At 53.3% G+C, this 13,538-nt stretch carries 12 protein-coding genes; 1 reads left to right on the forward strand and 11 read right to left on the reverse strand.

Annotated features, from left to right (window positions below):
• Positions 1-216: 216 nt before the first annotated feature.
• On the forward strand, positions 217-3,405 hold the full coding sequence (gene rne / locus C3D30_RS16265) for a ribonuclease E (protein ID WP_105287131.1): 3,189 nt from the start codon (positions 217-219) through the stop codon (positions 3,403-3,405).
• 195 nt (positions 3,406-3,600) lie between these two features.
• Here the strand turns inward: rne and flgL are convergent, their stop codons facing one another.
• The 11 genes from flgL to flgB form a co-directional block, all read right to left on the reverse strand.
• Positions 3,601-4,554 carry a flagellar hook-associated protein FlgL gene (gene flgL, locus C3D30_RS16270; RefSeq protein WP_001212794.1) on the reverse strand — a complete coding sequence of 318 codons (954 nt, stop codon included), beginning with the start codon at positions 4,552-4,554 and terminating at the stop codon, positions 3,601-3,603.
• A 12-nt stretch (positions 4,555-4,566) separates the two neighbouring features.
• The gene (flgK, locus tag C3D30_RS16275) at positions 4,567-6,210 is read right to left on the reverse strand and encodes a flagellar hook-associated protein FlgK (protein WP_000096515.1); all 1,644 of its coding nucleotides are present in this window, start codon (positions 6,208-6,210) and stop codon (positions 4,567-4,569) included.
• A gap of 65 nt (positions 6,211-6,275) precedes the next feature.
• Entirely contained in the window at positions 6,276-7,217 is a 942-nt protein-coding gene (gene flgJ / locus C3D30_RS16280; RefSeq protein WP_016158060.1) for a flagellar assembly peptidoglycan hydrolase FlgJ, read from the reverse strand.
• The gene (gene flgI, locus C3D30_RS16285; RefSeq protein ID WP_000589294.1) at positions 7,217-8,314 is read right to left on the reverse strand and encodes a flagellar basal body P-ring protein FlgI; all 1,098 of its coding nucleotides are present in this window, start codon (positions 8,312-8,314) and stop codon (positions 7,217-7,219) included. Before flgI ends, flgJ begins: the two co-directional genes overlap by 1 nt.
• A gap of 11 nt (positions 8,315-8,325) precedes the next feature.
• On the reverse strand, positions 8,326-9,024 hold the full coding sequence (flgH, locus tag C3D30_RS16290; protein WP_010351791.1) for a flagellar basal body L-ring protein FlgH: 699 nt from the start codon (positions 9,022-9,024) through the stop codon (positions 8,326-8,328).
• Between the two features lie 52 nt (positions 9,025-9,076).
• Positions 9,077-9,859 carry a flagellar basal-body rod protein FlgG gene (gene flgG, locus C3D30_RS16295; protein WP_000625837.1) on the reverse strand — a complete coding sequence of 261 codons (783 nt, stop codon included), beginning with the start codon at positions 9,857-9,859 and terminating at the stop codon, positions 9,077-9,079.
• Positions 9,860-9,996: 137 nt separating this feature from the next.
• Positions 9,997-10,752 carry a flagellar basal-body rod protein FlgF gene (flgF, locus tag C3D30_RS16300; protein ID WP_105287132.1) on the reverse strand — a complete coding sequence of 252 codons (756 nt, stop codon included), beginning with the start codon at positions 10,750-10,752 and terminating at the stop codon, positions 9,997-9,999.
• 19 nt (positions 10,753-10,771) lie between these two features.
• A complete protein-coding gene (flgE, locus tag C3D30_RS16305) occupies positions 10,772-11,977 on the reverse strand; it encodes a flagellar hook protein FlgE (protein WP_105287133.1) in 1,206 nt (401 codons plus the stop codon).
• A 24-nt stretch (positions 11,978-12,001) separates the two neighbouring features.
• Positions 12,002-12,697 carry a flagellar hook assembly protein FlgD gene (gene flgD / locus C3D30_RS16310; RefSeq protein WP_000020457.1) on the reverse strand — a complete coding sequence of 232 codons (696 nt, stop codon included), beginning with the start codon at positions 12,695-12,697 and terminating at the stop codon, positions 12,002-12,004.
• An 11-nt stretch (positions 12,698-12,708) separates the two neighbouring features.
• Positions 12,709-13,113 (reverse strand): flagellar basal body rod protein FlgC, encoded by a 405-nt coding sequence (gene flgC / locus C3D30_RS16315; protein WP_001196460.1) that lies wholly within the window; start codon positions 13,111-13,113, stop codon positions 12,709-12,711.
• Positions 13,114-13,116: 3 nt separating this feature from the next.
• Entirely contained in the window at positions 13,117-13,533 is a 417-nt protein-coding gene (gene flgB / locus C3D30_RS16320) for a flagellar basal body rod protein FlgB (RefSeq protein ID WP_000884707.1), read from the reverse strand.
• Between the last annotated feature and the right edge of the window lie 5 nt (positions 13,534-13,538).

Here is a 13,538-nt window from a genome sequence, read left to right on the forward strand (position 1 = left end):
GAAATATTTCTGGAGAGTAATACCCAGTCTGTTTCTCTGATAATTGCGCTGTTTTTCCGCATGAAAAACGGGCAACCGACACTCTGCGCCTCTTTGAGCTGACGATAACCGTGAGGTTGGCGACGCGACTAGACACGAGGCCATCGGTTCACACCCGGAAAGGCGTTACTTTGCCCGCAGCTTAGTCGTCAATGTAAGAATAATGAGTAAGTTACGATGAAAAGAATGTTAATCAACGCAACTCAGCAGGAAGAGTTGCGCGTTGCCCTTGTAGATGGGCAGCGTCTGTATGATCTGGATATCGAAAGTCCAGGGCATGAACAGAAAAAGGCGAACATCTACAAAGGTAAAATCACCCGCATTGAACCGAGTCTGGAAGCTGCTTTTGTTGATTACGGCGCTGAACGTCATGGTTTCCTCCCACTAAAAGAAATTGCCCGCGAATATTTCCCTGCTAACTACAGTGCTCATGGTCGTCCCAACATTAAAGATGTGTTGCGTGAAGGTCAGGAAGTCATTGTTCAGATCGATAAAGAAGAGCGCGGCAACAAAGGCGCGGCATTAACCACCTTTATCAGTCTGGCGGGTAGCTATCTGGTTCTGATGCCGAACAACCCGCGCGCGGGTGGCATTTCTCGCCGTATTGAAGGCGACGACCGTACCGAATTAAAAGAAGCACTGGCGAGCCTCGAACTGCCTGAAGGCATGGGGCTTATCGTGCGCACCGCAGGCGTCGGCAAATCTGCTGAGGCGCTGCAATGGGATTTAAGCTTCCGTCTGAAACACTGGGAAGCAATCAAAAAAGCCGCTGAAAGTCGCCCTGCTCCGTTCCTGATCCATCAGGAGAGCAATGTTATCGTTCGCGCATTCCGCGATTACTTACGCCAGGACATCGGCGAAATCCTTATCGATAACCCGAAAGTACTCGAACTGGCGCGTCAGCATATCGCTGCATTAGGTCGCCCGGATTTCAGCAGCAAAATCAAACTGTACACGGGTGAAATTCCACTGTTCAGCCACTACCAGATCGAATCGCAGATCGAGTCCGCTTTCCAGCGTGAAGTCCGTCTGCCGTCTGGTGGCTCCATTGTTATCGACAGCACCGAAGCGTTAACCGCCATCGACATCAACTCCGCTCGTGCAACTCGCGGCGGCGATATCGAAGAAACCGCGTTTAACACCAACCTGGAAGCTGCCGATGAAATTGCTCGTCAGCTACGCCTGCGTGACCTCGGCGGTCTGATTGTTATCGACTTCATCGACATGACGCCAGTACGCCACCAGCGTGCAGTAGAAAACCGTCTGCGTGAAGCAGTACGTCAGGATCGTGCGCGTATTCAAATCAGTCATATCTCTCGCTTTGGCCTGCTGGAGATGTCCCGTCAGCGCCTGAGCCCGTCGCTGGGTGAATCCAGCCATCACGTCTGCCCGCGTTGCTCTGGTACTGGCACCGTGCGTGATAATGAATCCCTGTCGCTCTCTATTCTGCGTCTGATTGAAGAAGAAGCCCTGAAAGAGAACACTCAGGAAGTCCACGCTATTGTTCCTGTCCCTATTGCCTCTTACCTGCTGAACGAAAAACGTTCTGCGGTAAATGCAATTGAAACCCGTCAGGACGGCGTGCGCTGTGTGATTGTACCAAACGATCAGATGGAAACTCCGCACTACCACGTACTGCGCGTGCGTAAAGGGGAAGAGACGCCGACCTTAAGCTACATGCTGCCGAAGCTGCATGAAGAAGCAATGGCGCTGCCGTCAGAAGAAGAGTTTGCGGAGCGTAAACGTCCGGAACAACCTGCACTGGCAACTTTTGCCATGCCGGATGTGCCACCTGCTCCAGCCCCGGCTGAACCTGTAGCACCTGCAGCAGCTCCGGCGCCTAAAGCAGCGCCGACTACGCCTGCGGCTCCTGCCCAACCAGGCCTGTTAAGCCGTCTATTCAGCGCCCTGAAATCGCTGTTCAGCGGTGGTGAAGAAACCAAACCAACCGAGCAGCCTGCACCGAAAGCAGAAGCGAAACCGGAACGTCAACAGGATCGCCGTAAGCCTCGTCAGAATAATCGCCGTGACCGTAATGAACGCCGCGACACCCGTAGCGAACGTACAGAGGGTAGCGATAATCGCGAAGAGAACCGTCGTAATCGTCGCCAGGCGCAACAGCAGACTGCCGAAACTCGAGAGAGCCGTCAGCAGACTGATGTAACAGAAAAAGCGCGTACCACCGACGAGCAACAAGCACCGCGTCGTGAGCGTAGTCGTCGCCGCAACGATGATAAACGTCAGGTACAACAAGAAGCGAAGGCACTGAATGTTGAAGAGCAATCTGTTCAGGAAACCGAACAGGAGGAGCGTGTACGTCCGGTTCAGCCGCGTCGTAAACAGCGCCAGCTAAATCAGAAAGTGCGTTACGAGCAAAGCGTTGCGGAAGAAGTAGTAGCCGCACCGGTGGTTGAAGAAACCGTCGCCGCCGAACCTGTTATGCCGGAAGCGCCTGCCCAGCGTACTGAACTGGTGAAAGTACCATTGCCAGTCGTTGCACAAACTGCGCCGGAACAACAACAAGAAGAGAACAATGCCGATAACCGTGACAACGGTGGTATGCCGCGTCGTTCTCGCCGCTCGCCGCGCCACCTGCGCGTGAGTGGTCAGCGTCGTCGCCGCTATCGTGATGAGCGTTATCCGGTTCAGTCACCAATGCCATTAACCGTAGCGTGTGCGTCTCCTGAACTGGCCTCTGGCAAAGTCTGGATTCGCTATCCGGTAGTACGTCCGCAAGATGTACAGGTTGAAGAGCAACGCGAACAGGAAGAAGTACAGATGCAGCCGATGGTGACTGAAGTTCCTGTCGCCGCCGCCGTCGAACCCGTCGTTACTGCGCCGGTTATTGAAGAAGTGACCGAAACCGTAGAAGCACCAGTTCAGGTTGCACAAGCGCAACCGGAAGTGGTTGAAACGACGCATCCTGAAGTGATTGCCGCAGCGGTAACTGAACAGCCACAGGTGATTGCCGAGGCTGATGTTGCTGTAGCACAGGACGTTGCAGAACATGCGGAGCCAGTGGTTGAACCACAGGAAGAGACGGCAGATATTGAAGAAGTGGCTGAAACTGCCGAGGTTGTGGTTGCCGAACCTGAAGTTGTCGCTCAACCTGCCGCACCTGTGGTCGCTGAAGTCGCAGCAGAAGTTGAAACGGTAGCCGCTGTTGAACCTGAGGTCGCAGCTGAACATAACCACGCTACCGCGCCGATGACACGCGCTCCGGCTCCGGAATATGTTCCGGAAGCACCGCGTCACAGTGACTGGCAACGCCCTACTTTTGCCTTCGAAGGTAAAGGTGCCGCAGGTGGTCATACGGCAACGCATCATGCCTCTGCCGCTCCTGCGCGTCCGCAACCTGTTGAGTAATCATTAGCTCAAAGTAATCAAGCCCTGGCAACCGCTGGGGCTTTTTATTTCATCTTTGAATCAACAGATTCAAATTCATCAAATGGCATTCTTGCTAGCCAACTACTCAAATCAGGCAAAAAAAATGCCCGCCCCGGCGATCCCAGAGCAGGCAGACAAAACATACCCAGTTTCATGATATGTTTGAAAAAGTGCTTATTTGTTGAGCTGGAAAAGTGATAACCCCTGCATATCAGTAAACGCTTTGTACGACGCCTGCAACGCCGTTTGCTGCATGATGTAAGATGAAATAGTCGCGTTCCAGTCCACATCAACCAAATCACTCATCTGCTGCGTTTGGCCTAAAGCGCGATCGCTACCTAAAGAATCAAGCGACTCCAGCTCGTTCAGCTGTGTGCCTAATTCCGCGCGTACGGTGAGCACATTATTCAGCGAGTTTTTCAGGCCACGGTTGGTTTTATCTAACGCCGCAGCGGAGGTTTCTTTATCCGCTTCACTATCCGCAATCGGTGTTTTAAGCGCCGCAATGGCGCTATCCAGCATGGCAAAAAGATTGGTTTCAGAATCGCTACCGTCTGGTTCCGCTACAGCATTACTGGTAATGCTATTAAAAATTTTGTCGCCGGTATGCCCTATCACCATCGAACGCGAAGCATCGACCTGTTGCTTAATACTTTCTGTTCCGCCGACATATTTACCTTTCTCTTCGCTAAACGGCGCGGTTTCTGTTTTATAACCCGCAAAAATGTAGCGCCCGTTACCGTCAGTGGTATTCGCCAGATTCAACAACTGGTCACGTAGCCCCTGAATATCCGTTGCCAGCGATGCCCGGTCATCGTCACTCAAGGTGCCGTTGCTGGCATAGACAATTTTCTCCTGAGCATTCTGGATAGCAGTGGTCACCTGGCTAAGCACACTCTCTTCCAGTGACACTTTTTGAGTGGCAAAAGTACGCGCCAGCGTGTACTGGCTGTTTTGCGCCTGCGCTTGTGAGAGCACTACGGCTTGTGATGCAGCAATGGGATCATCTGAAGGGTTAACGACTCGCTTACCCGTCGACATCTGTTCGCCATACTTCATCCATTCAGCCTGAGAACTGGTGATACCGCGCATATTCTGCTGGTACATCATTTGAGTACTGAAACGCATTTTTTCTCTCCCTTAGCGAATGTTAATCAGCGCATCAAAAATGGCGTTCGCCGTCTGCAAAACCTGCGCATTCGCCAGGTAATACTGTTGAAAACGTTGCAGGTTGCCGTACTCTTCGTCGAGGTTGACGCCGGAAATAGATTGCTGCTGATTAGAAAGCTGCGTCACCACATTACCCTGCGTAGTACTGCTGGTTTTCAAGGTAGCGGTTTTATTACCGATGTCGCTGACCAACGAGGCATAGGCGTCGTTAAAGGATTTCGCCCCGCCCACCGTTTTACTGTTGCTTTGCAAATCCAGCAGCGCCTGACCATTGCGGTTGTCGCTCTCACCAGCCGTTTTATCACTCGCCATGGCGATTTCTGCTTCATCGGTGATTAAAACATCCATGTTGACGATGGCATCGCTTACCGGTTTCAGCGTAAAGCTGTCGTTAGCGTCTGGTGTGCCAGTAAACGTCAACTCCAGACCATCAAACGTGACTTTACCGTCAGCATCAGGCGTCACCGTAAAAGTGGTATTGCTGGCAAGGCGGGTGACCTGCCACTGATCGTTGCTAAAGGAGATTTTGTAATCTGTCGCCAGCACGGCGGAGCCATCGGTCACGGTGGCGCTAATCGCGCTGTTACCCTGGTTTTTAGTATTCTCCAGTACAGCCGGCTTCCCGACGGCAAAGAAATCCTGCCCTTCCTTACCATTGGCATCAAATCCCTTGTTATGTTGGGTATTGAAAGCCTCGGCAAATGCCAGCGCCAGTTGCCCGAGCGTATTGCGCGTCTGGTCAAGATCCTGAGAACGGAATGTCAGAATGCCGCCCAGCGACCCGGTATTCAGTAACTTCTCCGGGATCTCAATATTGCCTGCTGTCCCATCAACATAAGCGACAGTGGTACGAGAAGGATCGGCGCTGGACGGTACTGCCGCAAGCTGGCGCGCCGTGCTACCTTGTACCAGCGAGTAACCATTGGCCATCGTGATGTTATAAGTGCCGCCATCCTGAACGCTGACTTCTACACCAACAATCTGGTTTAATTCACTCACCAGTTGATCGCGTTGATCCAGGAGATCGTTGGGTGACGCCCCTGCCCCCACACCTGTCAGGCGTGAGATTTGATCGTTCAGGCTGGCGATTTGTTTAGCGTAATTGTTGATCTGGTCAACACTTGCACCTATCGCGATATTGACCTGTTTGTCCTGGTCGCGCAGATACTGATCGGTGGTTTTAAACTGATTCACCAGCCCTTCTGATTTACCAATCATCGCCTGACGTGCTGCTGGATCTTCCGCGTTGCTGACCAGCGTTTGCAGACTGGTGAAGAAGTCCTGCATCTGTGTTGCCAGCGACGTGGTGCTACCAGAGAGCATATTGTCGATTTTCGACATCTGTTCATAGCGGGAAGTCAGGCCGCTACTCTGGGTCTGCGCCGCACGTAACTGGTTGGTAATAAAGGCGTCGTACTCACGCTGCACGCCAGAAACGTAGACGCCATTGCCAACCCAGCCGCCTGCACCCAGAGTGCTATTGGCCTGCGCCATAATGGTCGTTTGACGGGTATATCCGGCAACGTTATAGCTGGAAATATTATTACTCGCCGTATTTAACGCCGCCTGAGCCGCGTTAAGTCCGCTCATGGCGTTATTGATCAAGCTGGACATGGAGGTTCCTTATAAGCTTTCAATTACAGAGCATTATCGGCAGACACCCGCCGGACTTGAGTTGTTCAGAACAGATTATCGATACTCATGTTGTAGGTTTTACTCACCTTGTCGCTTACCGATTTCATCTGTTGAATCATATTGGTGAGTTTGCGGGCATAGTGAGGATCGGTAGCATAGCCCGCGTCCTGTAATGCCTGCGCCCCCTGCTCGGCGCTTGCGGCGGTCGTCACGGCAGCGTAACGCGGATTACGCGTTAACAGTCCAACATAATCCGACAATGCTTCAAGATAAGAGCTGTAAACCCGAAACTTCGCCTTCACTTTTTTCGCTTCGCCGTTTTCATATTCGGTGGTGGTAATTTCAGTCACCGGTCCTTTCCAGTTGCCGGAGGCTTTGACGCCAAACAGGTTATAGCTTGGTTCACCATTTTCACGACGAATTTGCCGTTGACCCCAGCCTGATTCCAGCGCAGCCTGGGCGAGGATCAGATGATGTGGCACACCGCTTTGCTGGCTTGCCAGTTGTGCGGGCAATGAGAGTTGGGCGAGGAATGCTTTACTGTCACCAGGCAGTGAATCATCGTAGTTGCGTGGCACGGCTTTTTGCACCAGCTGCGTGAGTGTCTGATTTTGATAACGCACCACGGTTTCGAGCGGGAATTTCATCGGTGCCGCTGGTGTCGCTTCATCTGGCAGTGGTTGTTCTGGCGTCATCTGTTTAACCATCATCTCCGCCAGTCCCAGACCTTTTCCCGCCGTCATCTGTTGGGCAATCTGCTGGTCATACATACTGGTATAGAGGCGAGTGTGCTCGCTGCTGAACAGACCCTCTTTCGGTAGGGCTTCACGCATACTTTTCAGCATCATCTGCACGAACATCCCTTCCACCTGGCGGGCAACCGGGCGAATATTTGCCGCAGGATCTTCGCCCGCTTTCGCTTTCAGATCGTTAAGCGATTGCGCATCCCAGGCGGCACTCGCCAGTAGTTTGCTGTCGCTAATCATCAGATGATTTCCAGTTTTGCCCGCAGACATCCCGCGCTTTGCATTGATTGCAGTATGGACATCAGATCCATCGGCGTAGCGCCCAGCGCATTGAGCGCGCGCACCACGTTATTGAGGCTGGCGCTGGAACGTACGCTTTGCAGCGAACCACCGCTCTGGCGTAAGTCGATCTGGGTTTGTGGCGTTACCACGGTCTGCCCGCCACCAAACGGTGTGTCTGGTTGGCTCACATTAGCCTGACGATTTACCGTAACCGAGAGATTCCCCTGCGCTACCGCGCAACTGTCCAGCGTCACTTCACGGTTCATCACCACTGAACCAGTACGCGAGTTAATAATCACTTTGGCGTCCTGCGGAATGACATTAACCTGCATATTCTGGATATCAGCAAGGAAACGCACCTGGGAACTGTTGCCACTCGGCACGCGCACCTGAATGGTTCGCGCATCTAACGCCGTAGCGTTACCGTATCCACGTGTGCGGTTGATGGTATCGGCAATTTCCTGCGCCATGGTGAAATCTTCCTCATTGAGCTGCAAATTGAGGGTATTGCCAGCGCCAAACTGGCTGGGCAATTCGCGCTCAATAATCGCACCATTAGTGATCCGTCCGCCGTTCAGTTGGTTAACCTGGACACTGCTGCCTCCCGCCGATGCGCCCGCGCCGCCAACCAGAATGTTGCCCTGCGCCAGCGCATACACCTGGCTATCAACGCCCTTAAGCGGGGTCATCAACAACGTGCCGCCACGCAAACTTTTGGCGTTCCCCATAGAAGAAACCACCACGTCAATGGTTTGCCCCTGGCGACCAAATGGCGGAAGCGACGCCGTCACCATTACCGCAGCCACGTTTTTGAGTTGCATATTAGTGCCAGTCGGAACGGTAATACCCAACTGCGAGAGCATGTTATTAAGCGTTTGAGTGGTAAACGGCGTCTGGGTCGTCTGGTCGCCCGTACCATCCAGGCCAACGACCAGGCCATAACCGATCAGCGAGTTTTGCCGTACGCCCTGAACGCTGGTGAGATCGCGAATACGGTCGGCCTGCGCCACCGTCGCAACCAGCAGAAGAATGAACGCAGAGAGAAATTTAATCACCACAGCCTCACTTACATTGGCGACAGGTTAAGGAAGAAACGCTGCAACCAGCCCATATTTTGCGCTTCGTTAATGTAGCCGTTACCCACGTACTCAATGCGCGCATCCGCCACCTGAGTAGACGGTACGGTATTGCTGCCGCTGATGGTGCGTGGATTGACCACGCCGGAGAAGCGAATAAATTCGGTGCCCTGATTAATGGCGATCTGTTTTTCGCCCACTACATGCAGGTTACCGTTGACCAGTACCTGATCGACCGTCACTGTTAATGTGCCGCTAAAGGTATTGCTGGCATTAGCACCGCCTTTGCCGTTGAAACTATTGCCGCCAGAGGCATCGACATCGGCGCGGGCGTTACCAAACAGTCCCTGCAAATAGCGTGGCACGGTATCAAAACCGAAGCTGGTTTTGCCATCGCGGCTGGCATTAGCGGAGGAACTCTTGCTGGCGCTGACGTTCTCCTGCAACACAATGGTCAGCGTGTCACCAATATTGCGCGGCCGGCGATCTTCAAACAGCGGTTGATAGCCATAGTTAATCGGCTGGGCAGACTGAAAAATAGAACCGTTGGCAACGGGCGTCGGTCCGGGAACCGGCTGTGCACTGGTCGCCCCCTGTACCAGCGGCGTGGATGGTATCCAGGCACAGCCGGATAGTGAAAGCACCAACAAGCTGGAAATGGCGTAAGTGTGCACAGCGTTTTTTTGCATGGCTATCATCTTCAAAAATCAGTAAACCGGTGAACCTGCCACCGGTTATGCCTTAGAGTTGCGTCAGTTTTTGCAGCATCTGATCGGTGGTGGATACCGCTTTACTGTTGATTTCGTAAGCGCGTTGCACCTGAATCATATTGACCAGTTCTTCCGCCACGTTGACGTTAGACGTTTCAACATACCCTTGATACAGCAGTCCCGCGCCGTTCAGGCCTGGCGTGCTTTCATTCGGCGCGCCGGAGGATTGCGTTTCGGTGTAGAGGTTTTCACCAATACTCTCCAGCCCGGTGTCGTTCATAAAGGTAGTGAGATTGAGTTGCCCAACCTGAACCGGAGCGGCCTGACCTTGCTGGGTAACGCTTACCACGCCATCACGACCAATGGTGATACTTAACGCATTCGCCGGAATGGTGATTGCTGGCTGCACCTGAAAGCCACCGGCCGTCACCAGTTGCCCGTTCTGATCCACCTGGAAAGAGCCGTCACGGGTATAGGCTGATGAACCATCCGGCAGCATGACCTGGAAAAAACCCTGCCCTTTGATGGCAACATCTTTGCTGTTATTGGTTTGCGACAGATTGCCCTGACTGTGTAAACGCTCAGTGGCGACCGGACGCACACCGGTGCCAATTTGCAACCCGGATGGTAAGGTAGTTTGTTCGGAAGACTGTGCGCCAGGCTGGCGAATAGTTTGATAAAGCAGATCTTCAAACACCGCCCGCTGGCGCTTAAAACCGTTGGTGCTGACGTTTGCCAGGTTGTTGGCAATAACGTCCATATTGGTTTGCTGGGCGTCGAGACCCGTTTTAGCGATCCATAATGAACTGATCATAAAATGTCCTGTGGTGGATTGCTGACAAGCAGAGCAAAAGCACGCGGCGGTGCGAATTTCCCCTCTCCCTAACCCTCTCCCCAAAGGGGCGAGGGAACAGTCCGCGCGCTTTTATTGCAATGTCATCAATCGTTCAATTAACTCATCGACAGCAGTTGGTTGGCACGGCCTGCGTTATCATCGACGCTGCTGATCACCTTCATCTGCATTTCAAAACGCCGCGCGCTGGCAATCATGTCGCTCATTGCCGCAACGGTATTGACGTTACTGCCTTCCAGTACGCCCGACATCACGCGCAACGTCGGGTCCGTCTGCAGCACCGTGCCACGCGTTGCCTGGCTTTCCGCACTTATACGAAAAATACCGTCATCACCACGCAGTACTTCACTGCCCGTGGCTTTCACCAGTTTCAGACGACCCACTGGCGCGACTGTATTTGCCGGATCGCCGGGATTCAGCGCCGAAATAGTGCCATCGGCGGCAATAGTGATTTCTGCCCCTTCCGGCACAGCAATTGGCCCCGCTTCGCCAATCACCGGATGCCCCTGAATCGTCAGTTGCCCGGTGGGATCAACCTGAATGCTGCCATTACGCGTATACCCTTCGCTGCCGTCAGTAGTCTGCACAGCCAGCCAGCCGTCCTGCTGTAATGCAACGTCCAGCGGGCGCGAGGTGTAATCCATCTTGCCGGGTGTCATGTCTGCATCCGGCGTTGACGCCGTTACCAACGTGCGCGTGGGCAGAGAAAGCCCTTCCACCGGCACTGCGCGCAAGGCGTTTAACTGCGCGCGAAAACCGGGCGTAGAGGCATTGGCCAGATTACTGGCGGTTACCGCCTGTTGATTCAGCGTCTGGCTGGCGGCTCCCATTGCGGTATAGATTGCGTGATCCATTGAGCTATCCCGTCAGCGATTAGCGTAAGTTAACCAGCGTGTTAAGGATCTGATCCTGGGTTTTGATGGTCTGGGCGTTAGACTGATAGTTACGCTGGGCGACAATCATATTGACCAGTTCTTTGCTGAGATCGACGTTGGACGCTTCCAGCGCGCCGTTGGTCAGACTGCCAAAATTACCCGTTCCGGCAGTGCCCAGCAGCGCCACGCCAGAAGATTGTGTCGCAGACCAGACGTTATCGCCTTCGGATGCCAGACCTTCGTTGTTAGCGAAGTTCGCCAGTACAATCTGCCCCAGCAACTGGGTTTGTTCGTTGGAATAGTTACCGACTACCGTGCCGTCATCGTTGATTTGATAGCTCACCAAATCGCCAGGTTTGTAGCCATCCTGGGTGGTTGCCACAATGTTGTTCGCGCCGGTGTTTTGCTGCATAGAATTGAGGAAACTTAACGAGAATGAGGCAGGATCTGCGCCGTTAATTGCGCCAGTGGTAATGTTTGCTGTCCCCCCCGAAGTCAATATGCCATTGGCATTAAACGCTAGCGTCGTTGCGTGGTTCGCTGTGCCTGTTGGATCACTACTGTCCTGGGTGTAAACATCCCAGTTATTATCCCCGGTCTTCACAAAAAAGACGCTCATGTCGTGAGCATTGCCCTGACTATCGAAAACAGTCACCGAGCCTTTTTTGTTATAGCTATCCGCATTACTGGCATCGAAGGTAGTCACAGACGGAAGCGGATCACTGGAGTTCAGGTTGATCTGCATCGACGCCGTGGTGGTGTTTTTTGCCGCCATCAGGGTATTTGGAATCGAAATATTGGTCGGATTCGCCCCTTGCTGAATGGTCGGTGGCGTGCCGGTTGCCGGATAGCCCGTCAATTGCAAACCTTGCATATTCACCAGGTTGCGGTTTTCATCGAGTTTGAATTGCCCGTTACGGCTGTAAAACACCGAGCCGTTGCTGTCTACCAGGCGAAAAAAACCGTTCTGGCTGATAGCAACGTCAAGACCACGTCCGGTATTGGTGGTCGTGCCATCGGTAAAATCCTGGGTGATGCCGGCAACTTTTACCCCCAGTCCCACTTTAGAACCCGCGAACATATCAGCAAATGAAGCCGTGCCGGATTTAAAGCCATAGGTGGCGGAGTTGGCGATATTGTTGCCAATGACATCGAGGTTGGTGGCGGCAGCGTTTAATCCGCTTACCGCTTGAGAAAAGGCCATGACTGACTCCTGAAATGTGAAGGCTTAGATTATCTGCCGTACTTCGTCGAGCGTGGTGGTGCCGTAAGTGCCAAGATCCAGTGTGTTCCCGTTGTTGCCGCGAATCACGCCCTGCACCAGAGCAAACTGCAACGGTTGAGCCACTAACTGCGAACCACCGTTACTGGCGCTAATCGCCACGTTATAAGAACCATTTGGAGCGGTTGTGCCGTCAGTTAACGTGCCGTCCCAGGTGAAACTGTGGACGCCGGCGGTCAGTTCACCGATATCAATAGTGCGCACAACCGCGCCGTTTTTATCAGTGATAGTGGCAGTGACTTTATCTGCCGCCTGTTGCAGTTCAACACCGAACGGTGTGGTCGTGGTTACCGCGCCTTCTTCACTGCCGGTTCCGGCAAGAATGGTGGTGCCGGGGATCATCACACCATGACCAATCAGGTTACTGGCCTGTAGCGACTGACTGTTGTCTATCTGCCCGGAAATCGAACCGAGCGTTGTATTGAGTTTTTCAATCCCGCTGACCGTGCTGATTTGCGCCAGTTGCGACGTCAGCTCGTTGTTTTCCATTGGATTGGTCGGATCCTGGTTTTTCAGCTGTGCCACCAGCAAAGTCAGAAAACTGCTTTGTAAATCTGCGGCGTTGCTGCCCGTGATCGAACTACTGCTGGTAGTGCTGACGCCGGTATTTGTCGGATCGGTGGTGGTTACCGCAATGGACATGGCTTTCTCCTTTATTGACCGAGCGTGAGGGTTTTCAGCATCATGCTTTTCACCGTGTTGAGCACTTCCACGTTGGCCTGATAGCTGCGCGACGCCGACATGGTGTTAACCATCTCCCCGACAACATCAACGTTTGGCATTTTCACGTAGCCCTTCGCGTCCGCCAGAGGATTACCCGGCTCATAAACCAGTTTGTCCGGAGCCTGACTTTCAATAACATCGGCAACCTTTACGCCGCCCGTTGCTGCGCCTGGCGCGGCATTCACCTGGAACACCACCTGTTTTGCCCGATAAGGTTGTCCGTCTGGGCCAGTCACACTGTCGGCATTCGCCAGATTACTGGCCGCCACGTTCAGACGCTGGGACTGAGCAGTTAACGCCGATCCGGCGATATCAAAAATATTCAGCAGTGCCATCCGTTAATTTCCGCTCTGTAAAACATTCATCATGCCTTTGATTTGCCCGCTCAACGCACTAAGGCTCATCTGGTATTGCAGGCTGTTATCGGCAAACTGGGTACGTTCGCGATCCATATCGACGGTATTACCGTCCAGCGAAGGCTGGTCCGGAATACGGTATTGCAGTTCTGCGGTAGGAGGCGTCAGCGCCTGCGCCGGAATGTGTTGCGTTGAGGTCATAGTCAGGGCGACCACGCTGGTTTCATCCCGTCCACGCTGCATCACTTTTTTAAGTTCGCTGGCAAAATCTATATCGCGCGCCTGATAACCAGGGGTATCGGCATTGGCGATGTTTGCCGCCAGCACTTCCTGACGCTGGGCGCGCAGATTGAGCGCCTCTTGTTGAAAACGTAAGGCGGCATCGAGCTTGTCGAGCATATCTC

Origin of the sequence: Escherichia sp. MOD1-EC5433 (genome assembly GCF_002966005.1) — a bacterium.
GTDB lineage: Bacteria > Pseudomonadota > Gammaproteobacteria > Enterobacterales > Enterobacteriaceae > Escherichia > Escherichia ruysiae.

Excerpts from the sequence above, each read along its gene's own strand:
- rne (WP_105287131.1), top strand. The coding sequence starts at position 217 with ATGAAAAGAATGTTAATCAACGCAACTCAGCAGGAAGAGTTGCGCGTT.
- flgL (WP_001212794.1), bottom strand. The coding sequence starts at position 4,554 with ATGCGTTTCAGTACTCAAATGATGTACCAGCAGAATATGCGCGGTATC.
- flgK (WP_000096515.1), bottom strand. The coding sequence starts at position 6,210 with ATGTCCAGCTTGATCAATAACGCCATGAGCGGACTTAACGCGGCTCAG.
- flgJ (WP_016158060.1), bottom strand. The coding sequence starts at position 7,217 with ATGATTAGCGACAGCAAACTACTGGCGAGTGCCGCCTGGGATGCGCAA.
- flgH (WP_010351791.1), bottom strand. The coding sequence starts at position 9,024 with ATGCAAAAAAACGCTGTGCACACTTACGCCATTTCCAGCTTGTTGGTG.
- flgG (WP_000625837.1), bottom strand. The coding sequence starts at position 9,859 with ATGATCAGTTCATTATGGATCGCTAAAACGGGTCTCGACGCCCAGCAA.
- flgF (WP_105287132.1), bottom strand. The coding sequence starts at position 10,752 with ATGGATCACGCAATCTATACCGCAATGGGAGCCGCCAGCCAGACGCTG.
- flgE (WP_105287133.1), bottom strand. The coding sequence starts at position 11,977 with ATGGCCTTTTCTCAAGCGGTAAGCGGATTAAACGCTGCCGCCACCAAC.
- flgD (WP_000020457.1), bottom strand. The coding sequence starts at position 12,697 with ATGTCCATTGCGGTAACCACCACCGATCCGACAAATACCGGCGTCAGC.
- flgC (WP_001196460.1), bottom strand. The coding sequence starts at position 13,113 with ATGGCACTGCTGAATATTTTTGATATCGCCGGATCGGCGTTAACTGCT.
- flgB (WP_000884707.1), bottom strand. The coding sequence starts at position 13,533 with ATGCTCGACAAGCTCGATGCCGCCTTACGTTTTCAACAAGAGGCGCTC.